This window comes from Aliifodinibius sp. S!AR15-10 (assembly GCF_031569985.1).
Classification (GTDB): domain Bacteria; phylum Bacteroidota; class Rhodothermia; order Balneolales; family Balneolaceae; genus JAMQKA01.
The window spans coordinates 122,421-147,339 of the sequence record NZ_JAMQKA010000012.1 but is presented as its reverse complement, the minus strand read 5'-3'; the positions used below and the strand labels follow the sequence as shown (position 1 = coordinate 147,339).

The window sequence follows — 24,919 nt, the reverse complement described above, 5'->3', positions numbered from 1 at the left end:
ATTTTCTTCGCTGAGTTGGGTGTATTCTTGCATAAGCAACACGAATATAACCCGCTTGGCCGAAGACCTCAGGGGCGCGCCCCTGAGGTCTTCCTACGTGTTGCACTTATTACTTGAACTCAGGTTTGATAAATTCTCAATGGCAATATCCAGTGCATTTGTGACGACCTCAATAATGTCATCGGGCTTTTTGTACAGGCGCAGGGCGTTGATATCAACAGCAATGATCTGTTCGGCACCCATGGTTTTCAAACTTTGAATCGGTACATTTTCAACAAGCACGCCGTCAACCAGCATCTTCCCATCCGACTCGACAGGAATAAATATACCGGGCACACAAGTGCTGGCCATGACGGCAGTCGCCAGATCACCTTTTTTAAAGACCACCTTTTGGCCACTGGAAAGATCTGTTGCGGTGATGGCAAGTGGTTTCTCGGCATCTTCAATATTAACATCACCCAAGTGTTTTCTTATGAGGTTGCCTAGTTTTTTGTTTGACAACAATCCCATTTTTGAGATCGATAGGCTGGATACATCCAGCCATTTTAGGTTGACTGCTATTTCTTCAATCTTTTTTATTTCTGTGCCGAAAGCGTAAAAAGCGCCGATCATCGCACCGATACTTGTTCCACTCACGTATGTAATTTGTATGTTGCGCTCTTCCAGTGCCTTCAACACCCCGATATGTGCGGCTCCCAGTGCAGCACCACCACCCAGCGCTAAACCAACTTTGGGATCATCAAAAAAATTGATCATATACTGAAACCTTAAGTTCTTGTGCAGATGAATAGTAGCAAAAGGAAGGTCAGCTTTCAAAGAGTTCTCGCAATTTGCCTAATATAAAGCTGTATCCGTGCTTGCTAAGGCATTTTCACCGTTGAAAATAAACAACAGGATACTTCTATACTGTGTGATAAACAGTATTACCAGAATTTTGAGAATCTGATAACCAAAAAACGAGTTGTTTTTTTGAACTTGAACGATTTGTCGATTTTATGTGCTTAATCTCGTCTATCAGCCACATAGAAACTTACTATTGCAATTAAAATAGTTTAATGTTAAACTATTTTCGAATCAAATAAAGAAGCCAATGAGTCATAACAAAGGAATCCATCACATAACGGCCGTAGCAGGTGATCCTCAGCAGAATCTTGAATTCTATACTAAAGTGCTGGGTATGCGACTGGTGAAAAAGACCGTGAATTTTGATGATCCATCAGTATATCACCTGTATTATGGAGATGAAACGGGTCGGCCGGGATCTATCCTGACCTTTTTCCCATGGTCGCACTTGCAGCAGGGCGAACCCGGCCGTGGGCAAGTAGTAGCTGTTAGTTTCGCGGTTCCAGAGGGTGCGCTTGAGTTTTGGGCAGATCACCTGGAGGAACAGAATATAGATTATATGGAACCATTTGAGCGGTTTGAGAAGCAGGTGCTGGGACTACAGGATCCCAACGGTTTGCACCTGGAGCTGGTAGAAGATTCCAAAGTGAACAAACTGGCGGGTTGGTCAAGCGGTGTTATTCCGTCAGAACACGCAATCCGTGGATTCCATGGGGCAACACTTGCGGAAGAGGATTATGAACCCACAGGCGAACTCCTCGAATCAGATCTGGGATTTCAAAAAGCGGATGAACACGCAGATCGTCATCTTTACCAGACAGATGCGAAGCTGGGTTCCGTAATCGAAATTATTGATCAGTCTGAACTGGATGGGCGGCCGGGCAAAGGTACGGTGCATCATATCGCCTTCCGCGCGGAAAATGAAGAGGTACAGCGTTCGATCCGAAAGAAATTGTTGGATACCGGATATCACGTAACCGAACGGAAAGATCGCCAGTACTTCAAATCGGTCTATTTCTATGAGTCGGGCGGTGTTCTTTTTGAAATTGCCACCGACGATCCCGGCTTTGCTATTGATGAACCTGTGGAGGAGTTGGGAAGTCAACTCAAGCTACCAAGATGGCTTGAGGATCGAAGAGATCTTATCGAAGCGGATCTGCCGGAATTGAATTGAAATATAAATCAGTGGGTATCACTTGCGTTGAAATTAATTTCTGCGCTATGGGTAAGGCGTTTTCTAACTCCTGCTGACAACAACAGAAGCGTTTTAATACTAAACAAAAATACCATGGAAAATCACTATAAAGGAATCCATCACATAACAGCACTTGCAGGCGATCCCAATCGGAATGCCGAGTTTTACGTCAAGAAGCTCGGAATGCGGCTGGTGAAGAAATCAGTCAACCAGGACGATCCCAGTACCTATCACCTGTTTTACGGAAATGCCACTGGTTCGCCCGGCTCGGGACTCACTTTTTTCCCATGGCCGATGGCTGTGCAGGGCAAGCCGGGACTTGGTGAGGCGGTGACTGTCTCTTTGACGGTGCCCGAGGGCTCACAGGAGTTTTGGGCGGAGCGTTTCGGTGAGCAGGATATCGATTTCGATGGGCCGTTTGATCAATTTGGCCACCAGGTAATGCGGTTTAAGGATCCCGATCGTATGCAGCTGGAATTGGTTTTTGATGAGAAGGCGGCCGAGTTGCCAGGCTGGTCCGAAAGTACCGTTCCGGAGGAACATACCATACGAGGTTTCTGGGGTACCACACTTAGGCTGAAGCAGTATAATCCTACAGCTAAAATTCTTAACGAACTGTTTGGATTTGAGAAGACAGCTGAAGATGGAGACCGTTATCTCTATACCACGGATGCCCCGATCGGTCGTGCCGTGATTATTGAAAAAGGAGAATCCAGGCCCTCCTCCAACGGACGTGGCATCATTCACCACGTGGCATTCCGGATCCGGGACAAAGAGGAACAGGAAGAACTTCGTCAAAAGGTTATCGAGATGGGGCTTCAACCCTCGCAGGTAATCGATCGCCACTGGTTTCATTCGGTCTATTTCAGGGAGCCGGGGGGCGTACTTTTTGAGATAGCCACGGAAGGTCCGGGCTACGATGTAGATGAAGATCCCGATAAACTTGGCGAGAAACTGATTCTTCCGCCGTGGCTGGAAGCAAAGCGCGAGATGATCGAGAAAAGATTGCCGGAAATCAAGGTTTAAGATTTGAGACTGCTGATTTCTTAGATCCTAACTTTAATCAAAATTAACCAGATGTCTCTATTCAGAGTTGATCCCAAAAACCCATTTAGCGGGCCGCACCAGGAAATAAAAGAACAAACATTCGGCGCGCCATTGTCCAGGGCCAAGGCAGCCATGATATTGGTGCACGGTCGCGGTGCCACGGCCGAAAGCATGAGGCCGCTGGCCGAGGAGTTTGCGCAGCCCGACTTCCATTACGTAACTCCGCAGGCCGCCAATCATACTTGGTATCCCTACTCATTCCTGGAGCCGAAAGAAAAAAACCAGCCCGGCCTCTCATCCGGTCTCCAGAAGGTTCATGACCTTTTGGAATCAATAGAAGAAGGCGGTATCCCCCAAAATAAGATTATGATTTTGGGCTTTTCGCAGGGTGGATGCCTTGCAACAGAATTTGCGGCTCGACATCCCGCCCGGTACGGCGGCGTGGTTGGCTTCAGCGGGGGATTGATCGGCCCGGAAATAGAGTTTGAGGAGTACCATGGCGAAATGGAGGAAACTCCCGTCTTTCTGGGCTGTAGTACCGTCGATCCCCATATTCCCAAAGAACGGGTTAATGAAACAGAGCAGGTGCTGCGATCCCTGGGTGCCGATGTAAATAAAAAGCTATACCCGGGTATGCCTCATACCGTCAACGAGGATGAGATCAAGATCATCCGCGGGATGATGGCCAAGCTCTTACAGCAATAAGAAAACAAAAACCAAAAGCTATACATCTATGGCAGAACAAATAAAAATACTCGGCTTTGCAGGTAGTCTCCGGAAAGGATCGTACAATAAATCGTTGATCAGAGCTGCCATTGAGGTTTCACCTAATGATATGGAGATTGAGTTTTTTGATCTCGGAGGAATTCCACTATATAACGCAGATGTTGAGGCCGATGGAGATCCTGGGCGTGTGAAAGAGTTTAAGCAGGCCATTGAGGCTGCCGATGGATTGCTTATTGCCACTCCTGAATATAACCATGGCGTCCCGGCTGTAACCAAGAATGCCATTGACTGGGCATCGCGTCCCCCAAAGAAAGCGCCTCTCAATGAGAAGCCGGTCGGAATTTTGGGCGCTTCACCGGGCATGACCGGCTCGGCAAGGGGACAGAGTCAGCTGCGCCAGGCATTTGAGTTCACCAACTCCTACTGCATGCCCCAGCCCGAGATCCTGGTATACCGGGCCCACGAGAAATTCGACGAGCAGGGTAACCTCACCGACGAGCGAACCCGCGAATATCTCGGAAAATACCTCGAATCTCTATATGATTGGATACTGAAATTTAAAGAAACAGGTTAAAGGCCCTGGTAATTGAATTGAAAACATCCGTCTACTTTTTGGTCGTCATCTCGACCGTTAGGGAGAGATCTTAGTTGAACAGGATTACTTTTTTATTTAAAAAGATCTCTCATTCCACAAGCTCCATTCGAGATGACTTAAATAATAATATTTAATCTAAATATCCTGCTTTAAAACAGAAATCATGAAAATAACACGCTTATATACCGGAGACGACGGGGAATCCCACTTCGAAGAGATCGAAATTCCACTGGAAGACGCCGGTGAAATAGGTCGCCTTTCAGAATTGGAGGAAGCCACCGGCATTATCTTCAGGGAAACGAGTCCAGATTATGATTACGACTGGCACAAAGCGCCACGCAGGCAATATATCATCATGCTGGATGGAGCGGTTGATGTGGAGATCGGCGACGGGACCGTAAGGCGTTTCAGCACCGGAGATGTGTTACTGGCTGAAGACACCACGGGACGGGGTCATATCAGTCGAGCTGTGGATAACCAGCCCCGAAAGTCAATTTTTGTTACGCTTGATTAGTGTTGTTATTGGTTTATTGGGTGGCATGGGAATGCACTCAAACATTTAACCTGCAACGTTAAACCTTTAATCTTGCCATTTTGGCTATTTAGGTTATGATCTTAAAAAGGGTTTAAACAGTCATCGGGATTTTTATCCTGTAGCATAGCCAGAAGATTATCTGCCGTTCGTTTTTGTAGCTCTTTTTGTGCCCTATCGGAATACCAGGCATAATGTCCCGTAGCCATAACTTTGGGATGGTTTATCAATTCTTTCGATAATTCGTGTGGAATCTCTGTTTTAAACACATCAAGTCCCGCGCTGTGAATCTTGTCATTTTCGAGCGCCCCCATCAATGCTTCCTCATCAATGATTTCTCCCCGGGCCGTATTTGCAATGATTGGGCGTTGTTCCATCCGTTCGAACGCCTTTTCATCAATCAGATGGCGGCTATCATCGGTAAGATTGCAGTGGATACTGATGATATTTGCGGTCTCAAATAGTTCTTCCAAAGAGGCTTTTTTAACACCCAGTTCTTCAAACTTTTTATCGCTAATGAACGGATCATAGGCGATTACCTTTTTAAAAAGAGGCGTTGCTTTTTGAGCCAGCGTACTCCCAATTCTGCCGAGTCCAATAATACCCAGCACCTGCTGATGGATTTCCGGGATATCTTCTGCCGGTGGCGCGCTAAATTGTGAGTATATATTCTCATTTCCCGCTTTAAGCATGCGCATACAGGAAAGCATCAGGGCCAGTGCGTGATCCGAAACCGAGTGGTTGCCATAGCCTCGCACGTTTGAACACCGCACGCCATGCCGGGTACATGCATCCAGGTCTATGTTATCATATCCCACCCCATATCGGGCAACGGCTTTAAGGTGAGGCGTTTGCTCCAAAAATGCATCATTGATTTCCGTGAAACGAATCAAGATTCCGACGGCGTCCGTGGCCATCTTCAGTTTTGTTTCATAATCATCCTTTTCGCCTTCAAATACATCAAAATGGTACCCATTTTCTTCAAAAAGTTCTTTTTCATAGGTACATGAGGCGATGCCGGGATCTAAAAGAACAATTTTAGGGTTGTCAAATCTGCGTTGTGTCATAAAAAATATTGTCTGATTTTAGGAGATGCGAAGGTTAAATAATATCCTGTAGTAAGACAAAGGTTATAGAAGTACAAATCTTTTTGAATCATCTTAACAGGAAGGATTTTGATGGATATTCTCTGGATAGGAATGGCATTTATTTTCGGGATGCTGGTTTCCCGCATAAAACTACCGCCGCTGGTCGGTTACCTGGCTGCGGGGGGCATACTTTCAGTATATGGATATGAAGCGGGTGCTGCTCTACATGAGGTGGCCCACCTGGGCGTACTGTTGCTGCTGTTTACCGTGGGATTGCATCTCCGACTGAAGAATATTGTCAGGATAGAAGTGCTGGGCACCGGCGGTATCCACCTGCTCTTCAGCGTCGCAATTTTTGTCCCCATAGCGTGGGCTTTTGGGTATGATTTGCTGGCATCACTGATTATAGCGGTAGTATTGGGATTTTCGAGCACGGTATTGACCGCCAAGAACCTGGAGCGCAGGGGAGAGCTGGGGGCCTTTCACGGGCGCGTTGCCATCGGCATTCTCATCTTGCAGGATATCGTGGCCATCGTGTTGCTTGGGTTGACCAGTGGAACTACGCCATCGCCCTGGAGTTTGGCGCTGTTAGGATTGCCGCTTATTCGTCCCGGAATAATCAAAATCGTGGAGCTTAGCAATGAAGAAGAGCTCAAACTGCTATTCGCCCTCATGCTGGCGATGGGTGGTGGAGCTATCTTCGAAGGTCTGGGTCTCTCATCGGAACTCGGTGCTCTCGTTGCGGGAATGCTACTCTCTGGTCACGCAGTAGCAGATGAACTTTCCAAGAAGTTATGGGGATTAAAGGAGGCATTCCTGGTGGGATTTTTCCTGGAAGTGGGACTAGCTGGCCTACCCTCGCTGCAGGATTTTTACCTGGCACTGATCGCCATTGCTATTTTGCCAATTAAGGCGGTCCTTTTTTACGCACTGATGCTCACCTTTAAGCTCAGGGCGCGGACCTCTTTTATTGCCACAGTATCGCTTACCTCGTACAGTGAGTTTACCCTGATCGCCGGTTCTGTAGCAGCATCAGCCGGCTTTATTCCAGAAGGTGTGGTGATCGCTTTTGCTCTGCTGACGGCGGTTTCATTTGCCCTGAACGCCCCGCTATCAATCTGGGAAGAGCGGCTTTGGGAACGGATGGAGATGTTTCTCAGTCGGTTTGAACGGGATGTTCGCCACCCCGACCAGCAAACAATCTCCCTGGGATCAGCGGAGTATCTTGTGGTAGGGATGGGCAATGCCGGTCAGGCGGCCTACGATCGCCTTAAAAAGGAGGAGAAGCATGTTGTTGGAATGGATATCGACCCGGCGCGTATAGAACAAAACCTGTCGGAAGGGCGGCGCGTAATCTATGGGGATATGCAGGATATTGAGTTGTGGAATAATCTGGACCTGAGCAATGTAAAATCAGTGATTATGGCTATCGGTACACCGGAGGCCAAAGTGAATGCCACCAAGTATATGCGAACTAATAAGTACAAAGGAGCCATATATGCTTTGACAATGCGAGAGGATGAACACCGTGCACTGGGAGAAGCTGGGGCTTCAGCCGTTTGTTTGCCCATTACCCAGGCGGGACGCAAGCTTGCAGAGTTGAGTCTGTCAGACAATAATGCGCCGGAGGATATGATTCTGAGTCCAGAGTTGAATTCGTAGTATCTTCAGATTATGATTATTCAGATAGACCGGTTCCTACAGAAAACAAACAATAAGGATTGCTATGGAGTGCTCACATCTTGATCAAATTGAAATTACGGAAACTGATGTAACGGTCTGTCCCCAGTGTGTAGAGCAGGGTGACCAGTGGGTACACCTCCGCATGTGCCTGGTTTGTGGACAGGTGGGCTGCTGTGATTCATCAAAGAATACCCATGCACGGAAACATTACGAGGAGACTGGACATCCCCTTATCCGGTCAATTGAACCCAAAGAAACGTGGCGATACTGTTACCCTGAAAAACTGTATTTGAACTCACAAAACAAGGTTGTTCGTAAAGGATAGCTGAAAATTACATCATGTACTGGACTGAAATTGGTAAGTTGTTATTTTTCAGTACTTTAACAGGGTGATTGGATAGGTAGGAATACATCAAAAGATAAAGGGGAATGACTATGAAGATGAAGATTCTATTTCTGTTGACCGCCGGACTTTTATTGAGCTGCACATCAGAAGAACCGGTAGAAGCCGATAAGATAATTGAAAATGTAAATGTTATCTCCATGGCGAATGACGGGGAGATCCAGGAAAACCGTACGGTTGTAATCAGGGGAGATCGCATTGTCCGGATTACTGGAGCGGATCGGGTTCAGATGCCTGACACGGCTGAACGTATTGATGGGGGCGGTGGATACTTAATACCGGGACTTTCCGAGATGCATGCCCATATTCCTTCCGATCAGGACAATATGGGATATATTGAGGATGTGCTTTTCCTTTATCTCTCCAACGGGATTACCACTATTCGCGGAATGCTTGGTCAGCCGATACACCTCAAACTTCGGGAACAGGCGGCTCAAAATGAAATAGTGAGTCCCAGGATTTATACCTCTGGCCCGGGTTTTAGTGGTGGAAGTATTGAGAGTCCGGAACAGGCTCGTCAGCGGGTGCGGGATCAGCACAAGTTAGGTTATGATTTTCTCAAAATATTTCCCGGCCTCAGCCTTGAGGAATACAACGCCATTGCTGATGAGGCTAATTCAGTCGGTATCGAGTTTTCTGGCCATATTCCCGCTTCAGTGGGATTGCAGCGTGCCCTGGAGGCGGGGCAGGGAACCATTGATCACCTGGATAAATATATGGAGGCGCTGGTCGCTGACACTGTTGATGTAACCCAGGTTGAAGATCCCGGGGTGATCTATTTTGGGATGCATCTAGTACCGTACGTTGATAGCACTAAAATAACGGAAGTGGCCCAGATGACGGCAGAATCATCAACCTGGAATGTACCGACCCAGGCCCTGCTTGAACACGTCATCGGTACTGATTCAGCCGAGGTATTGGCCCAGCGCCCTGAGTTCAAGTATCTCCCAAGTGACATGGTCAAGGAGTGGATCAACAGCAAGCAGTCAATTACTGGTAATGAGATATATACTGAAGAATTAGCCCAACAGTACCTGCAGATTCGACGCGATATGATCAAAGCGCTGCATGATCAGGGGGCCGGTTTGTTGCTCGGTTCTGACGCGCCCCAGATTTTTAATGTGCCCGGCTTTTCAGTCCACCATGAATTGCAGTATATCGTTGATGCGGGTTTGACGTCGTTCGAAGCATTGCGAACCGGCACCTACAACCCGGCAGAATACTTCGATAATCTGGAAAACACCGGTACTATTGAGGAGGGAAAAATAGCGGATATGGTTCTGTTGGAGAATAATCCTCTGGATGATATCTCCAATTCAACTTCTGTTGCAGGAGTTATCTATAGAGGTAACTGGCTTAGTAAAGCAGAGATTGACAAGCGCCTTGCAGAGATAGCAGCCAAACATGAGTAGATTAAAAGACTTTTCAATAATCTGACCTTTTAAAACCAGGTTATTGCCGGAGTTCACTTATTAGCTTGTATATACAAATAACGCTACTCCAACTTCTCTGCTGCTTTGTAGCTCATTTCTGTGAGTACCTCTTTATAGCGTTCCCCGAGTTCTTGGGAAAAGCGTTGTTGAAGATTTTGCCAGGATTTTTCAAGCTGTGGATTCAGGGCTTTGCATTCCTCTGTGGGCATCACCTTGGTGGCACGGCCCTCAGAAACCCGCTCGAGGAAGCCACGGTACTCCATCTTTTCAATTAGCCGGGTCACGGTTGATGGGGAGAGGCCCAATTCCCGGCTTATTGCACTGGGTTGGATACCGGGTTGATCGTTGACGGTCATCAGCAGGTAAGCGTAGGAAGGAGCAAGACCGAGCGACCGGAATGCTTCTTCTGCCATAGTTGTCACTTTTCGGGACAGGATATTGGAAGCATAGTATAGACAGTTGCTGTATTTCGATTCTTTCAGTGCCATACATTCAAAATACAATAAATGATTGTATGTGCAATCAATTAATTTTAGAAAAAATAAAAGCATCCTGTAAGTGGCGACAGGATGAAAAATTATACGACGCACTCCTGTTCTGAAATGCGTCGTATATGAAGATAGAGTCTATTATTTTTCTACTTGCTCGATATCCCAGATGCGTTCGGCATAATCCTGGATGGAGCGATCGGAAGAGAAAAAGCCCATATTTGCCACATTGATAATGGCCCGCTTGTACCACTCTTGCTTGTCGCGGTACACCTGCTCTACCTCTTCCTGTTTTTCAACGTATGATTCATAATCAGCCAGAACCATGAAGTAATCGCCGTGATGCAGCAGGTTATTGATGATTGGCTGAAAAAGGTCCTTGTCCTCAGGACTAAAGAAACCTTCGCGAATCTGGTCAAGTGCCTTCTTGAGCTCCTTGTTCTTCTTGTAGTACTCAATGGGGTTATACCCCTCGTGGCGTAGCTTTTCGATATCTTCTACTTCCAGCCCGAAGATGAATATGTTTTCATCTCCCACCTGGTTGCGGATCTCAATATTTGCCCCGTCAAGTGTTCCAATGGTGAGAGCCCCATTCAGTGCAAACTTCATGTTACCGGTCCCGGAGGCCTCCATACCTGCGGTGGAGATCTGTTCAGAAAGATCGGCTGCCGGAATCATCTTTTCAGCGAGTGAAACACGGTAGTTGGGCAGGAAGATGCACTTTAGTTTATCTCCCACCTCGGGATCGTTATTGACTTTGCGACCAATATTGTTGATCAGCTTTATATGCTGCTTGGCCGTGGTGTAACCGGGTGCCGCTTTTCCACCAAAAATAACCGTGCGGGGATGCACGTCAGCATCGGGATTTTCCTTGATGCGGTTGTAAAGCGTGATCACATGAAGGGCTGCCATCAGCTGGCGCTTGTACTCATGTATACGCTTAATCTGGATATCGAAGATAGAATCCGGGTTCACATCGATATCCAGTTCTTTTTTAATGTAGTCCCCGAGCCGCTTCTTATTTTCACGTTTAATTTGATCAAACTGTTCCTGGAAATCGGCATCCTCAGCATATTGCTCCACCTGCTGTAGCTGGTCCAGGTTCGTCAGCCACTCGTCACCAATACGATCGGTTATCAGGTTTGCAAGCCCGGGGTTGCACTGCTTCAGCCAGCGTCGCGGTGTAATCCCGTTGGTTACGTTTGTAAATTTGTCCGGATAAAGCTCCGCATAATCCTTGAAGATCGTCTTCTTCATCAGGTCGGAGTGGATCTTGGAGACGCCGTTCACTTTATTAGCGGCTACAATTCCGAGAGGTCCCATATGCACCACTGGGTTCATTTCTTCTCCGACAATCCGCATGCGGCTCACGCGTTCCTCATCATCCGGGAAGTTGGCCCGAATTTCATTCATAAAACGACGGTTAATTTCATGGATGATTTGGGTATGCCGTGGAAGCAGGTTCTCCATAAGGGAGATCGGCCATTTTTCTAGTGCTTCCGGCATCAGTGTGTGGTTGGTGTAGTTGATACATTGCGAGGTAATCTCCCAGCTAGTATCCCAGTTCAGACCCTCGATATCCATCAGGATCCGCATTAGTTCAGGTACGGCCAGGTTGGGATGGGTGTCGTTACACTGGAAGGCCACTTTATCGGGCAGCTTGCGGAAATCATCGTGCTGTTTCTTAAACCGGCGTATCGCATCCTGCACCGAAGCGGAAACGAGGAAGTACTCCTGCTTCAGCCTGAGTTCCTGCCCCTTGAACACCTTGTCATTGGGATATAACACGCGCGAGATATTTTCCTCGAGCATGTTATCTCGCACCGCATCGATGTAATCGCCCTGGTTGAAACTCTTAAGGTCAAATTCATGAGAAGCGGTAGCTTTCCACAGTCGGAGGTGGTTCACAATGTCATTTTTGTAGCCCGGTACAGGGGTGTCATAGGCTACCGCCAGCACATCATGGGTGTTCTTCCATTCAAAGTGAAGCTCCCCGTCATCACCCATATGTGATACCGATTCTCCATAAAACTGAACGGGATATTCCACTTTGGGCCGCACGAGGCTCCAGGGATATCCATACTGCAGCCAGAGGTCGGCCTTTTCAATCTGCCACCCATCTTCAATCTCCTGGTCAAAAATGCCGTAGTCGTAGCGTATACCATATCCAATGGAGGGAATACCGAGCGTAGCCATGGAATCGAGATAGCAGGCGGCGAGTCGACCAAGTCCGCCATTACCCAGGCCGGCGTCGACCTCCACTTCACGGATTTTATCGTAGTCCAGCCCCATTTCCTCAAAAGCCTGAGCGGCCTCCTCCTGCATCCCGAGGTTGATAAGCATACTGTCGAGCAGTCGACCGATCAGGTACTCCATCGACAGGTAATAAACACGCTTAACATCCTGCTTGTAGTAGGTCTGCTGGGTATCGATCCACCGGTCGTGCAGGCGGTCCATCACCGAAATAACCACGCTTCGGTAGATATCCCATTCCGTGGATGAGTATTTATCTTTTGCCAGGGTATAATAGAGGTGCTGTTGAATGTCCTGTTTAAATGACTCCACGTCCATTCCGGTTCGCGGGTCAACGTCTGTAACTTTTTTATTCATAATACATACCTTATTTCTTACAAGTGAGTAGCTAATTAAAAGCTAATATTGATCAATTAAAAGTGAGGTGAGTAAATATTTCTAATATGTGGTCTCAGCTCTTCTAAGAATACAATCACGAACGGAAAAAGATCAGGTTATTTTGTACTGGAAACGGTGACAATGAGGATGGGTTATTGCTTCAAAGGTCTTGGGCTACCTGCTTCAAGCGATTTGAAGAAGAGCTTGAAGCAACTGCTACATTATCAAACAGTTTGAGATTACTTTTTAGTAGGGCTAAAGCGACTTTTCAGTATGAATATCTCGATTTTTTTTAACCGAAATGAAGTGTTGCCCAGAAGGCGATTTTTTGTTCATTTTGATCGTTCAAAAAATGATCAGAAGGAGTTAGAAGAAAATCCGCCATGCTTTTACCCGATAATCTAATTTGCTATTCTTTCCTATAAATACCGTGATCGGGTTTAAATCCCGGTTTGGTGATGTTAGTCGGGAATTCGAGTTCCACAAGGCCGTGATAGGCATTGGTCGCCACAAAATCCTGTTCAAAAAGGCCGTAAACCGCTGAACCGCTACCACTCATTGAGGCATATAACGCACCGAATTCATAAAATTGATCTTTCATATTACCTACAACGTGGTGGCGGGGCACGACTGACTGTTCAAGATCATTAAACAACGTATATTGCCATTCTTCCGGATCGGCCTCGGTCAATGTTTTTTCGAGGTCAAAATCAGGTTCAGGGTTGGGGTGGCAATGGCTGTAGGCCTCGGGTGTGCTGCTTTTTACATTGGGGAAACAGGTGATAATCCAGAAGTTGGGCTGAATGTCCAAGGGCTTGATCTCGTGCCCCACGCCCGACCCGATGCCGGTCTGCCCCTTGATAAACAGCGGCACATCTGCCCCAAGGTCACGGCTCAGATCTATCAGTTCTTCATCGGAAAGGCCGAGCTCTTCGATTTTGTTGAGCATCCGCAGGGTAAGCGCGGCGTTGCTGCTTCCACCGCCGAGTCCCGCACCCGCCGGAATTCGTTTATCCACTTTAATATGATAAGCGTTCTTGATATCCACGTATCGCTTGAGCTGGTCGATAGCCCGATTGATCAGGTTGTCCTCCCCGGTGGTGATTGTTTCGTCATCTGTATCGATGTCGAGCTGCCAGCGACTCGCTTTTTCCACCTCAAAACGGTCGCTCCAGTTTATAAACGCGAACCCGGTTTCGATGCGGTGATAACCAGTGGGCAGGCGCTCCAGAACGTGAAGTCCGAGATTAATTTTGGCGTATGATTCAGCAATCCACTTCATAAATCAGTTTAACAGTTTGGCAGTGTGTCAGTTAACAGTGGGGAATTAATGATTAAAAAAGTAGAATTGAAAATTTTCGATGCTGATGAAATCAAGATCCAGTCTAGAGCTATTAATTTAAGATATGAGCAGTAGGAACACTGACACACTGAACACTGTAGTACTGCTCACTGCTCACTGATAAACTGGTCTTTGATCTGCATCATGTATTCGTAGGCGGCATCGTGCTCGTTGGGGATCTCCCCGTCGAGAATCGCTTCTTTGATCGCATCCTTTATATCCCCGATGACAGGCCCGGGCTCAAGGTCGAACGCTTCCATGATTTCCTCCCCGCGGATCGGGTTGGTCCACTGTCGCATGCGGTCTTTTTCCTCTACTTCTTCGATCTTTTGTTCCACATGATCAAAATTCTTTTGGTAGCGGCGAACCTTGCGTTCATTTTTGCTGGTGATATCGGCACGGCAAAGCGTCATTAGATCGTCAATGTCATCACCCGCCTCATACAGTAATCGACGCACGGCACTGTCGGTCACCTCATCAGAGACCAGGGCAATGGGACGCAGGTGCAGCCGCACCAGTTTGCGAACGTAGCGCATCCGTTCATCTAGGGGAAGCCCCAAACGCCGAAAGATCGACTTTACCCACTTGGCACCGATGGCATCGTGGCCGTGGAATGTCCAGCCGGTGCCTTCTTCAAAGCGTTGTGTGGCCGGTTTGGCAATATCGTGCATGATCGCCGCCCAGCGCAGCCACAGGTTGTCACTCATCTCAGCCACATTGTCCAGTACCTTGAGCGTGTGCCAGAAGTTATCTTTATGCCGAACGCCCCGCACTTCTTTAACTCCATGGAGCCGGTGCATCTCCGGGAAAAACTCTTTCAACAGGCCGGTACGGAACAGGTAGGAAAACCCGATGGAGGGCTTGGGAGCGAGCACAATTTTATTCAGCTCATCGATTATCCGCTCCTTTGAAACAATGTCGATGCGAGAGGCCATCTTCTCGATCGCCTTGTAGGTATTTTCCTCGATCTCAAAGTTAAGCTGCGTGGCAAACCGCACTGCCCGCATCATGCGCAGGGGGTCATCATCGAAGGTTTGCTCCGGATCAACCGGCGTGCGGATAAGCTGCTTCTTCAGGTCTTGGATGCCTCCGAAAGGGTCCTTCAGGTCCCCAAAGCTATCTTTGTTGAGCGACCATGAGAGCGCGTTGATCGTAAAGTCACGCCGCAGCTGGTCGTCTTCGAGCGTTCCATCTTCTACAATAGGCTTGCGGGAGTTACGCCGGTAGCTTTCTTTGCGTGCGCCCACAAACTCGAGGTCCAGTCCCTCATATTTAACTTGTGCTGTCCCAAACTGCTTGAAAACCGCCAGTTTATCGCTGCCCAGCCGCTTTGCGACCTCTTTCGCCATTTTTATTCCAGATCCAACTGTGACAAAGTCGATATCCAGCTCATTGCTATCTTTATCACGCTGCAGAAAATAGTCGCGGACATATCCGCCTACCACATAGACCGGCTGGTCGAGGGCGGCGCCAGCTTCAGAAATAACTTCGAATACCTTTTTATGTTTAGGAGCTATATCCTTCAAAGGAAATGGTGTTGCCTGTTCAGATTCTTCAAATGAGCGTAAAAATAATAACAATTGTACTTGCTTTCAGGTATTCTTTCACTAATCTTTTTGGGCAAATGGAGGTAAAGTAAAGCGCTTTGAAAAAGTCTCGTCCCAAGATAGCATTACGCGTAAGCCTGGTGGTTTCGCTGTGTCTGTTGCTTGTTAAAACCAGCGGCTTCCTGGTTACCAATTCTACCACGGCGCTCTCCGATGCCGCCGAATCCTTTATCCACGTGCTGGCAGTGGCGTTCGTTTATTACGGATTTCTGCTCAGCTCCAAGCCTGCCGACGACAAGCACCTTTACGGCCACGAGCGGGTTGAATTTCTATCGGTCGGGGTGGAGGGAGCCGTTATCCTGATCGCCGGTATCACTATTATTTATCAATCAGTGAACACCTACCTGACGGGGTATAATCTTCAGGAATTAAATACCGGGATTTACTTGTTGGGCGGGGCAGCTGGAATCAACTTTTTGCTGGGCCGCTACCTGATGAAAGTGGGACGTGAAGAGGACAATATGATGGTAATCAGCAATGCACGGCATACCCTCACCGATGTGTGGACGAGTCTCGGTGTTGTAGGTACGCTGTTGATCATCAAGTTTACCGAGTGGGATGTGCTTGATTCCATTGTGGGGGTGGGACTGGCTCTGTTTATCATGTACGAGGGATTTAAGCTGCTCAAATATTCCATAGACGGACTGATGGACAGCCGGAATCCTAAGATCGATAAGAAAATCAGGGAGATTATGCGTGAGGAGCTGCCCGGTTCCATGAGCAACGTACACAACCTGCGGCACCGTACAACCGGCAACACGACCTGGATTGAGCTCCACGCTCTCTTCGAAAAGGGCGTCAGCCTGAAAAAGGCCCATGAAGATGCCACTGTATTGGAACGGCGACTCATCGACGGCGTGCGCGGAGATGTGATTGTGACGATTCACCTTGAGCCGGAGGGCCACCATGATGAGATCCATAAAACACTCCGCGAAGCCGACCAGGAGCGCCCGTTTGAGGATTTTATTTAGCAAACTCTTAAGAAACGATCCCCCTATTCTGTAAATATGACTTCCTCAAAAAGGTCCTGTTAGGTTTTCTAAACCAAATAAAGGTGTCCCTTTTGTCTTGAAACAAAAGGAACGAAAAATTCAAGAAGCATTTAACTCAACCGGTTTGACTCCAGCCAGTAGCGCTGAATGAACCCTATGCCGCACCGGTTTCAGACAGAAATGCTTCCGGTTTTTCATCTTTTGCTATAAGGAGAGGACCTTCGGGAACAAATTTGGCAATATGTTTCTTTAGCCCAGAGAATCCCTGCAGAAAGTCAATGAAAAGGCAACAACAGTTCCAAAGCAATTTATTAATTAAGAGCGATATGGAACAAGATCTGGGATTTTCTGGTGAATTTTTTGGTTCGTTTTTTCTTCATCGAAAAAATGAACAGCACAAGGGAAAATGCTTCCAGGTTTATGAACGGTTATCGGAATTGAAAACGATTTATTCGTTGGTTAGGTCACTTGCCAGCTCCCTCGGCAGGTAGAAATGCTTCGATTTATTATCCTGTTGCATAGTTGAATATAAAAACCCTCCAAGGTTTGGAACCCTTGGAGGGTTAAATTATAGACTAGGCAAAGGGATGAAAATCGATTAATCAAAAATTCCACCATCATCGGAACAGTCAGAACATGAGATATAAAAGGTATCTTGCCCGGTTTTGTTTCCGTCATCGACTTCAACCATTAGTTCCAAATCCAGCCGACATCACGGTTCAGAAAATGCAGATCCTGAATGTTATAAGAGTTATCTTTTTCCCCTACGGGAACATCGACTTCAAACCAGCCTTCCGGTGGAGTGGACTTACGGGAATTCAGAAGGGTACAGTTGGATAATATCGATACCAACAGCAGTACAAGAGTTACTCTAATCATGATGGATAAAATTAAACGTCTCAATGTATCAAGTTCACTAATCGTCGTCTCTTCGCCTTACTCCTGCTGCTGAAATCTAAATAGAAAGGTCTATCAATTTGTGTATATAACCTTCAAAAAAAATCTGGAAACACAATAAATTCTCTGTAAATATTTCTCGTGGTCTAAAATAAATTTGTAGATTTGTTCTTGATGATGTTGTGAGCTGTAAAACCAAAAAACCTCCAGGGCTACGAAAACCCTGGAGGTTTAGTAATGCTGATCAACAAGAGTTTGAAAATTTAATACTTTTACTCTCTACTCAATACCAATTACACTTTAACGCCGATCTTCGAATGATCTCCCACATGCACTTCCTGGTTCACATTTTTGAGCTCTACGTGCTGGCCTATGGTAGAGTTGGCGATCTGGCTGTCTTCAATCGTTGTATTTGAGCGAACAATGCTGTTTTTGACCGTCGTGTTTTTCAGGCTGCAACCGGCGGCTATACTGGCATTGGGGCCTATCGTGCAGTTTTCCAGGTCCACGCCTTCGCCGATATAAACCGGCTCTTTAATCGTAGTGTTTTCGTAGTCATCCTCGTTATAGGGATGCTGTTCCTGCTCTTTTTCGAGGATGACGCCTGATGTTGCCCGCCATGCCGGCAACGTACCACAGTCAAGCCACTGGTCGACGGTCGCTTTTTTGAACACTTTGTCATCCTTGAGCATCCGGTCGAGGGCATCGGTCAGCTGGTATTCATCACCTTTGCCGCGGATATTATTGTCGAGCAGATATTTGATCTCTTTCTTAATATCACCCGCATCTTTGAAGTAATACACACCGATGATCGCAAGGTTCGAGATCGGCTTGTCGGGTTTTTCCACAAAGTCGGTGATTTTATTCCCTTCATGCACCGCTACGCCAAAGCGGGAGGGATCGTCAACCTCTTTCAGCCACACAACGGAGTCAGCCTCTTCGACAGAAACTTCGGAGTCGGTATCAAAAATGGTATCCGCAAAAACGACAATGCATTCCCCTTCAAGATCTTCCTCAGCACAGTATACCGCATGGGCGGTACCCAGAGCCTCATTCTGTACCCGGAAGGATGATTTCGCGTCGTGACGGTCGCTCATCTTAGAAAGGGCGTCCTTAATCTCCTGCCCAAAATCTGGACCCAGGATAAATACAATCTCGTCAATGGTGCGGTCCAGCGTTCGAACAAAAGTCTCTACAATGCGTTCAACAATCATTTTTCCGGCTACGGGTAGCAGCGGCTTGGGTGTAGTATGCGAGTGGGGACGGACCCTTGTGCCGCGCCCTGCCATAGGGATAATTAATTTCATATATTTTCGTCCTGTTTAATTTGGATGAAAGTTTATTGAAGGCCGTTAATATAATGGAACTCAGTTACTTTAGCGACTTTCAAACAGACAGTTAACCTCAATTTAATTCGGATTTTCGCCTTTGAACTTGTACTTCCAGTTTATTGAACTCCTGCTCGTGGTCTTTGTATTGGTGATGGCCCGGCACACCTTCCTCAGGGGTAAATATTTCCTGCACATTTTTCAGCAAAAGGGATATAAAATAAAGGAATACCGGGGCTGGATTTTTGAGCACTGGAACCAGCGGGTGTTAACACCGGAACATGTGCTGTATAATCTCATTATTTTTTTGCTGCTCTATTTTATGTCGAATACCATTACCGGCAGTGCTGCGATTATTACGCTTTCAATGTTCGCCATTTTCTGGTTTGGTAAATTTGATTATTACCGCGGTGAAAAGCAGAAAAAACCGCTCGTGTTCACATCGCGGATGATCCGCCTTTCGATTCCTTATGCCATATTTAGCCTGATATTACCTTACCTGACGACAGCAGGTGCCTATCTAGGGCAGATCCCGTTTACCAATATTCCAATGAAGCAGCCACTTCTCCACAGTGCCGATATCTACGTGCTGGCGTTTGGCTGGGTGCTGGCTGATGCCCTGATGCCATTCTGGATTTTCCTGGCCGCCATGCTTACGGCTCCTATAGAGAAGCGGGTGCATCAATACTATATTGACCTGGCCCGGAAAAAGGTGGCCTCCATGCCAGAGCTGACCGTGATCGGGATAACGGGCAGCTATGGGAAGACGAGCACCAAATTCATGATTCGCGACCTGTTGGAAGAGCGGTATAGCGTATGTTCCACACCCGGCAGCTACAACACGCCGATGGGCATCTGCAAGGTGATCAACAACGACCTGGAGGCCCACCACCAGATTTTGATCCTTGAGATGGGCGCACGTTACGAGGGCAATATCGATGAACTTTGCGACATCGTGCAGCCGGATATTGCAGTGGTGACCAATGTGGGTATTGCCCACCTCGAGACCTTTGGCTCCCAGGATGCCATCGCCCGGACCAAGAGTACAATTGTGAAGCGTCTCAATCCCAACGGCAAAGCGGTGCTCAATTTCGATGATCCCCGCGTGCGGCAGATGGCCGCCCTCCGTGAGGATGTGGAAGTTTTGGGGGTGGGATTAGAACAGGGAGAAATCAGGGCCAGTGACATTACATTCGGTCCGGAAGGCACCGGTTTTCAACTACACTTGAATGGACAGACTGAGTCATTTCAAACCAAACTGCTCGGTTCCCACAATGTACTCAACATGCTGCTGGCTGTGGGGGTGGCTCGCCTTTTTGATATCCGCCCCAAAACGATGGCGGTGGCGGCATCTCAGATTGAACCGGTAGAACACCGCCTAGAGTTGAAAAAGCAGGGCGATATATACGTGATTGATGACGCTTTTAACTCGAACCCGGTTGGAGCGCGAAATGCTGTTGAGATTCTTTCCCAATTCAAAAGCGGTCGCCGTATTATCATAACTCCCGGCATGATAGAGCTGGGTGAACTGGAGGAGCAGAAAAACCGGGAGTTTGGGGAAGCCGTAGGCCGTGCTGATCTCGACCTGGTGATTCTTGTCGGCAAGCAGCGTACCAAGCCGATCCTACAGGGAATCCATTCCACGGGATTTCCCGGTGAAAAAGTGCGCGTAGTAAACAGCCTGTTCCAGGCCAACGATATTGTGCAGGAGTTTGCTCAGCCTGGCGATGTCATCCTCTACGAAAACGACCTTCCAGACACCTACAATGAGTAATTTGGTGATTATGGCTAATTGTTAGCTGGCCTAAGTAAATTTCGCTGATAGAGAGTGTAATTCTTGGAGATGTTCCTTTTATCTTGATAACGCCGGTAGTCGGACACAGAACAAAAGAGACGAAAAATTCAAGAAGCATTTAACTCAACCGGTTTGATTACCTCAATTGCTGCTGATCTGATTCGTCGCGGCAATGGTTTCAAGCAGAAATGCTTCCGTTTTTCACCTTTTGCTACAAAGAGATGAATATGAAACTTAAAAGGGCTACTGGAAAAGAATTTGGCAATACGTTCCCCGAGTCCAGAGAATCCCTGCAGGCAGCTAATTAAAAGGCATTAACAGTTCCAAAGCAATTTAGTATATAAAGGCAATCTAGAACAATATCTGGGATTTTCTGGTGAATTTTTTGGTTCGTTTTTTCTTCATCGAAAAAATGAACAGTAGAAAGAGATGATAACATCCAATCTGAAATTCAGGGCTAATGTCCAATAACGGGGAGTTGGTCTGAATGTAGCCGGAGATGCATAGGAAAATTAATTTCTTATTTTACCACAAGTTTTCTCCATGGTTGGCATCTAACTAATTGAAGAGCGATTAAAACTGCCGATAATAATTCCAATGGAGAAACCAATGAAATACTACATCCCATCCCTAATCCTGCTATTTACTTTCATGTTTGCCGAAACTGCTGCTGCTCAACAAGGGCGGCGGGCTATGGCCGAAAGGCCACACTTTCAACGCGGGAATATGGAGTATATGCTGCCGGATCTGACCGATGAGCAGCGGGAACAGATCCGCGACATCCGCCTGAAAGCACAGGAAGAGAGTCTCGACCTTCGAAACCAACTTAACGAAAAACGGGCGCGACTCCGAACGCTTACCACAGGTGGTGACGAGATAGATACAGAGGCCGCAAACCAGGTGATCGAAGAAGTGGGTGCATTGCGAACCGAACTCATGAAACAGCACCTGCAAACCCGGATGAATATACGAGAGCTACTAACCGACGAGCAAAAAGTGGTGTTTGATTCCCATGGGGCGTTTGGAGGTAATTTCGGAGACATGAAGTTTAATCGTCGCGGCATGCGATTTCATCACAGGTAAGATAAGATGCTGGCACAGCTGCCGGTAAGTCATTGAGCTTTCCGGCAGCCAATTGTTTGCGATTTAATTAGTCTTTAACCTGCAGTATCAGGAATTGGATAAACGAAGAAAGTGATAGTTGGAGAACGAGCAGCAACTCATAGAGCGGCTTAAAGAGCGCGACTCCCAAGCATTTAAAACGCTTGTGGAGGAGCAAAAAGACCGCATCTATAATACCTGCCTCGGTTTTCTCCATAATCATGAAGATGCCGAAGATACGGCACAGGAGGTATTTATAACGGTGTTTGACTCAATAGACTCATTCCGCAATGAGGCTTCACTTGCCACGTGGATCTACCGGATTGCAGTGACAAAGTCGCTGGAGCTTATTCGATACAGAAAGCGGAAAAAGCGGTGGTCGTTTTTTGAAGCCGTTGCCAACGAAGGGAATCCGGACCGGGTTTCGGCGCAGGATATGTTCGAGCATCCCGGCGTGGCGCTGGAGAATAAAGAGCGATCCGCGATCCTGTTCCGGGAGATCGATAAGCTCACGGAAAACCAGAAAACTGCTTTCATTCTCCACAAAGTGGAGGGCTTGGCTTACAAAGAGATTGCCGATGTCATGGAAACAAGCGTATCGGCGGTAGAGTCGCTCATTCACCGTGCCAAAACTAGCTTGCGGAAGCAGCTGCATAAATTTTATAAAGATGAGAGTTAGCTAAAGATGAAAAAAGATAGAAATATTGAGCAAGAGGTGGAAAAAACCCTTCGATCGCTGGAGGGTATAGAACGTGCCCAAACGAACGACTTTTTCTACTCGCGACTGCAGAAGCGCCTTGAGAATAAAGAAGAAGGCGTCAGTAGAAAATGGAATCCTCAGCTCTTGGTAGCCGCTGCCGCAGTTATTGTTCTTGTCTTGTTCAATATCCTGACGGTACTTGAATACCAGGAAGCGTATGGTGATGCCGAAACCGTTCGTCAACAGAACCTGGAGGCCTTTACCGAAGATTATCTGCTTGAAATTCCCACTATTTATGAACTTACTGACGAGGAATAAAATATCATGGAATATGCAAAGAAGTATCGCTGGGCATTAACGGGATTTATCATATTGCTTATTCTGAATATCGGGACCATAGCTACAATCTGGTTGATACGTCCCCCCAGGGAGGCCGTTTTTTTCAGGGATGAACCGCCCCGCCGGGTTCAGCAGTTTCTGCAGCGCGAACTTGAATTGAATCCCGGGCAACAGGAACGCATCCGGGATCTTAGAATACAGCACGTCCGTAAAATACGTCCCTTGATGGATCAACTCCGAAAGAGAAGGACCGCTTATGTAGGCCTGCTGCAATCTGCAGACAGTCTAAAAACAGAGCAGAATGTCGACAGCCTCTCAGCCCAGATCGGGCAGGCTCAAGCACGCATTGAACGCATTAACTATGAACATTTTCGCCAGATCAGGAGACAGCTCAGGGAAGATCAAAAACCGCGGTTCGATCGCATCCTTGAGCAAAGTATGCGCGGAATGCACCAACGGCGCGGGCCGGGAGCGGGGAACCGTTTCCTTGGGAACTGACGTGTCTATTTGTTAAGAAGGGCAATAGGGTTAAGCCTTCCTGATCTATTTTAGAGCAAATTATTTTCCTTTTGTGTATTCTACATAAACAACTGAAATCTATTGAGATGGAGGTGTTTATGAGGTTGGGAATCATAGGATCCGGAGATGTTGGAATGGCACTTGGACGTGGTTTCATAAAGTATGGTCACCACGTGATGATAGGTTCGCGTTCTCCCAAAAGTGAAAAGGTGACGAGCTGGGTTCACCAGGCGGGAGCAAGGGCCTCGGGCGGGACGTTTGAAGAGGCAGCGGAATATGGTGAAGTGATTGTGCTTGCCGTGGCCTGGAGCGGTTGTGAAAATGCAATCGGGTTGGCGGGTAAAAAGCATTTTTCTGGTAAAACAGTACTGGACGTCACTAATCCATTGGTGTTTGAAGAGGGGAAGCCGCCGCGCCTGGCTATTGGGCATACAGACTCAGGCGGGGAACAGATCCAGCGCTGGCTGCCAGAGGCTCACATCGTTAAGGTTTTTAATATTGTAGGAAATGCCCATATGGTTGATCCCGATTTTCCCGATGGCCCGCCAGACATGTTTATTTGCGGTAATAATGGCAACGCTAAAGAGACGGTTACCGAAATTTGTGAGCTTTTTGGTTGGTCCGTGATCGATATCGGGGGGATTGAGGGAGCGCGGGAACTGGAGCCTCTTTGTATCTTATGGGTCAAATATGGGATGCTTACCCAATCATGGGATCATGCATTCAAGTTATTGCGTAAGTCAGGTTAGCCAATATTTTTCAGCAATTTACTGCATGTTGTATGCTGATGTATTTGGCGGTTTTAAAAACTCTGTGTCATCCTGAACTTGTTTCAGGATCAAAATAAATATAGAGTAACACAGGCTAGCGAAAATACAGTTGGATGGCATGTTCTGCTATATTTTCCGTAATCACATAGGTTGTGATGCCCCCGATCACCAGCAGGCTGATCGCCACGATAGTCATATTCCACCTGTTTCCTACATATTGGATTGAGCTAAATAATGTTTTAGTGCTAAATCGGAAATTAAGATCCAGGAAAGGCACGAGATTAAGGGCAAATGCAAGTGCCAGACAACCGAGCAGGAGCGCCGGGGAAATAGTGTTCCAAAGAGCAAAAAGCATATCAGATCCCTGTAGCCATTTAAATGGATCGGGATACCACTCAATCTGCATTGTGTACTTGAAAATCCCTACGGAGAGGAAGCTAACGGGCAGGATCAGAAGAAAAGCCCCAACAGCTGTCATCACATTTTGTAGTCGATGTTTATCTACGTTGAGCCAGTCCTCCGAACTGGAATCAGACTGTTCTTGCGATACCCGACTCTCAGTCTTTAGGTCTGTAAATTCCTTTACGTCCACATCAAAAGCTGCCGCTACCGATAGCAAGGTTTCTTGAGAGCAAGTCCCTCTGCGCTCCAGTCGCTGAATTGTTCGTGTACTAACCCCGGCCGCTTTTGCCAGGTGAGATTGCGACCAAGAACGCTGTTTCCGTAAGGAGCGCACCATCCGGGCCAGTCGATTATTTGACATTTCTATATAGGTTATCTTCCTGTTTTGTAGTAATTTAGCAAATGCTGTCAACGCTGCAAATTAGACAGCACGACAGTAGGACGACAATTGAATAGTATGTTG

24 protein-coding genes are annotated in these 24,919 nt (G+C 47.2%); 15 read left to right on the top strand and 9 right to left on the bottom strand.

The features are described from left to right. Positions 1-93 precede the first annotated feature (93 nt). Complete coding sequence (locus tag NC796_RS10410; RefSeq protein WP_310684333.1) at positions 94-756, bottom strand: patatin-like phospholipase family protein; 663 nt, start codon at positions 754-756, stop codon at positions 94-96. Between the two features lie 334 nt (positions 757-1,090). Here NC796_RS10410 and NC796_RS10405 point away from each other — a divergent pair, with 334 nt between their 5' ends. From NC796_RS10405 to NC796_RS10385, 5 genes are all read left to right on the top strand, one after another. After that, positions 1,091-2,017: a ring-cleaving dioxygenase gene (locus tag NC796_RS10405; RefSeq protein WP_310684332.1), complete on the top strand. Its 927-nt coding sequence runs from the start codon at positions 1,091-1,093 to the stop codon at positions 2,015-2,017. A gap of 114 nt (positions 2,018-2,131) precedes the next feature. Next, positions 2,132-3,064, top strand: coding sequence for a ring-cleaving dioxygenase (locus NC796_RS10400; protein WP_310684331.1), 933 nt, complete (start codon positions 2,132-2,134; stop codon positions 3,062-3,064). Between the two features lie 51 nt (positions 3,065-3,115). Beyond that, positions 3,116-3,790: an alpha/beta fold hydrolase gene (locus NC796_RS10395; RefSeq protein ID WP_310684330.1), complete on the top strand. Its 675-nt coding sequence runs from the start codon at positions 3,116-3,118 to the stop codon at positions 3,788-3,790. Positions 3,791-3,818: 28 nt separating this feature from the next. Then, positions 3,819-4,385 (top strand): NADPH-dependent FMN reductase, encoded by a 567-nt coding sequence (locus NC796_RS10390; RefSeq protein ID WP_310684329.1) that lies wholly within the window; start codon positions 3,819-3,821, stop codon positions 4,383-4,385. A 184-nt stretch (positions 4,386-4,569) separates the two neighbouring features. Further along, positions 4,570-4,920 carry a hypothetical protein gene (locus NC796_RS10385; RefSeq protein ID WP_310684328.1) on the top strand — a complete coding sequence of 117 codons (351 nt, stop codon included), beginning with the start codon at positions 4,570-4,572 and terminating at the stop codon, positions 4,918-4,920. A 101-nt stretch (positions 4,921-5,021) separates the two neighbouring features. Here the strand turns inward: NC796_RS10385 and NC796_RS10380 are convergent, their stop codons facing one another. Further along, positions 5,022-6,005 carry a C-terminal binding protein gene (locus NC796_RS10380; protein WP_310684327.1) on the bottom strand — a complete coding sequence of 328 codons (984 nt, stop codon included), beginning with the start codon at positions 6,003-6,005 and terminating at the stop codon, positions 5,022-5,024. Between the two features lie 111 nt (positions 6,006-6,116). Between NC796_RS10380 and NC796_RS10375 the strand changes: the two genes are divergently transcribed. The 3 genes from NC796_RS10375 (at position 6,117) to NC796_RS10365 (ending at position 9,524) form a co-directional block, all read left to right on the top strand. Then, positions 6,117-7,688, top strand: a complete 1,572-nt coding sequence (locus tag NC796_RS10375) for a cation:proton antiporter (protein ID WP_310684326.1) — start codon at positions 6,117-6,119, stop codon at positions 7,686-7,688. A 64-nt stretch (positions 7,689-7,752) separates the two neighbouring features. Continuing rightward, positions 7,753-8,034, top strand: a complete 282-nt coding sequence (locus NC796_RS10370) for a UBP-type zinc finger domain-containing protein (protein ID WP_310684325.1) — start codon at positions 7,753-7,755, stop codon at positions 8,032-8,034. A gap of 110 nt (positions 8,035-8,144) precedes the next feature. Then, on the top strand, positions 8,145-9,524 hold the full coding sequence (locus NC796_RS10365; RefSeq protein WP_310684324.1) for an amidohydrolase family protein: 1,380 nt from the start codon (positions 8,145-8,147) through the stop codon (positions 9,522-9,524). An 83-nt stretch (positions 9,525-9,607) separates the two neighbouring features. On the opposite strand, the gene NC796_RS10360 is transcribed toward NC796_RS10365, so the two are convergent. From NC796_RS10360 to NC796_RS10345, 4 genes are all read right to left on the bottom strand, one after another. Further along, the gene (locus NC796_RS10360; RefSeq protein ID WP_310684323.1) at positions 9,608-10,033 is read right to left on the bottom strand and encodes a MarR family transcriptional regulator; all 426 of its coding nucleotides are present in this window, start codon (positions 10,031-10,033) and stop codon (positions 9,608-9,610) included. Positions 10,034-10,174: 141 nt separating this feature from the next. Further along, the gene (locus tag NC796_RS10355) at positions 10,175-12,643 is read right to left on the bottom strand and encodes a glycogen/starch/alpha-glucan phosphorylase (RefSeq protein ID WP_310684322.1); all 2,469 of its coding nucleotides are present in this window, start codon (positions 12,641-12,643) and stop codon (positions 10,175-10,177) included. A 430-nt stretch (positions 12,644-13,073) separates the two neighbouring features. Beyond that, on the bottom strand, positions 13,074-13,946 hold the full coding sequence (ispE, locus tag NC796_RS10350) for a 4-(cytidine 5'-diphospho)-2-C-methyl-D-erythritol kinase (RefSeq protein WP_310684321.1): 873 nt from the start codon (positions 13,944-13,946) through the stop codon (positions 13,074-13,076). Between the two features lie 167 nt (positions 13,947-14,113). After that, positions 14,114-15,532 (bottom strand): HD domain-containing protein, encoded by a 1,419-nt coding sequence (locus NC796_RS10345; protein WP_310684320.1) that lies wholly within the window; start codon positions 15,530-15,532, stop codon positions 14,114-14,116. 119 nt (positions 15,533-15,651) lie between these two features. Here NC796_RS10345 and NC796_RS10340 point away from each other — a divergent pair, with 119 nt between their 5' ends. Next, on the top strand, positions 15,652-16,584 hold the full coding sequence (locus NC796_RS10340; protein ID WP_310684319.1) for a cation diffusion facilitator family transporter: 933 nt from the start codon (positions 15,652-15,654) through the stop codon (positions 16,582-16,584). A 711-nt stretch (positions 16,585-17,295) separates the two neighbouring features. On the opposite strand, the gene NC796_RS10335 is transcribed toward NC796_RS10340, so the two are convergent. Both NC796_RS10335 and NC796_RS10330 read right to left on the bottom strand, forming a co-directional pair. After that, positions 17,296-17,484, bottom strand: coding sequence for a hypothetical protein (locus NC796_RS10335; RefSeq protein ID WP_310684318.1), 189 nt, complete (start codon positions 17,482-17,484; stop codon positions 17,296-17,298). Between the two features lie 311 nt (positions 17,485-17,795). Beyond that, complete coding sequence (locus tag NC796_RS10330; protein ID WP_310684317.1) at positions 17,796-18,809, bottom strand: sugar phosphate nucleotidyltransferase; 1,014 nt, start codon at positions 18,807-18,809, stop codon at positions 17,796-17,798. 121 nt (positions 18,810-18,930) lie between these two features. On the opposite strand from NC796_RS10330, the gene murF reads away from it, so the two are divergent. The 6 genes from murF to NC796_RS10300 all read left to right on the top strand — a co-directional run bounded on the left by murF (position 18,931) and on the right by NC796_RS10300 (position 24,033). After that, complete coding sequence (gene murF, locus NC796_RS10325) at positions 18,931-20,604, top strand: UDP-N-acetylmuramoyl-tripeptide--D-alanyl-D-alanine ligase (RefSeq protein WP_310684316.1); 1,674 nt, start codon at positions 18,931-18,933, stop codon at positions 20,602-20,604. Positions 20,605-21,234: 630 nt separating this feature from the next. Continuing rightward, positions 21,235-21,708: a Spy/CpxP family protein refolding chaperone gene (locus NC796_RS10320; protein ID WP_310684315.1), complete on the top strand. Its 474-nt coding sequence runs from the start codon at positions 21,235-21,237 to the stop codon at positions 21,706-21,708. 118 nt (positions 21,709-21,826) lie between these two features. Continuing rightward, complete coding sequence (locus NC796_RS10315) at positions 21,827-22,405, top strand: RNA polymerase sigma factor (RefSeq protein WP_310684314.1); 579 nt, start codon at positions 21,827-21,829, stop codon at positions 22,403-22,405. A 6-nt stretch (positions 22,406-22,411) separates the two neighbouring features. Continuing rightward, the gene (locus NC796_RS10310) at positions 22,412-22,744 is read left to right on the top strand and encodes a hypothetical protein (protein WP_310684313.1); all 333 of its coding nucleotides are present in this window, start codon (positions 22,412-22,414) and stop codon (positions 22,742-22,744) included. A gap of 6 nt (positions 22,745-22,750) precedes the next feature. Beyond that, positions 22,751-23,263 carry a periplasmic heavy metal sensor gene (locus tag NC796_RS10305; RefSeq protein ID WP_310684312.1) on the top strand — a complete coding sequence of 171 codons (513 nt, stop codon included), beginning with the start codon at positions 22,751-22,753 and terminating at the stop codon, positions 23,261-23,263. Positions 23,264-23,382: 119 nt separating this feature from the next. Beyond that, entirely contained in the window at positions 23,383-24,033 is a 651-nt protein-coding gene (locus tag NC796_RS10300) for an NAD(P)-binding domain-containing protein (RefSeq protein ID WP_310684311.1), read from the top strand. A 115-nt stretch (positions 24,034-24,148) separates the two neighbouring features. Here NC796_RS10300 and NC796_RS10295 read toward each other — a convergent pair whose 3' ends face one another. After that, positions 24,149-24,817: a helix-turn-helix transcriptional regulator gene (locus NC796_RS10295; protein WP_310684310.1), complete on the bottom strand. Its 669-nt coding sequence runs from the start codon at positions 24,815-24,817 to the stop codon at positions 24,149-24,151. Positions 24,818-24,919: the final 102 nt, after the last annotated feature.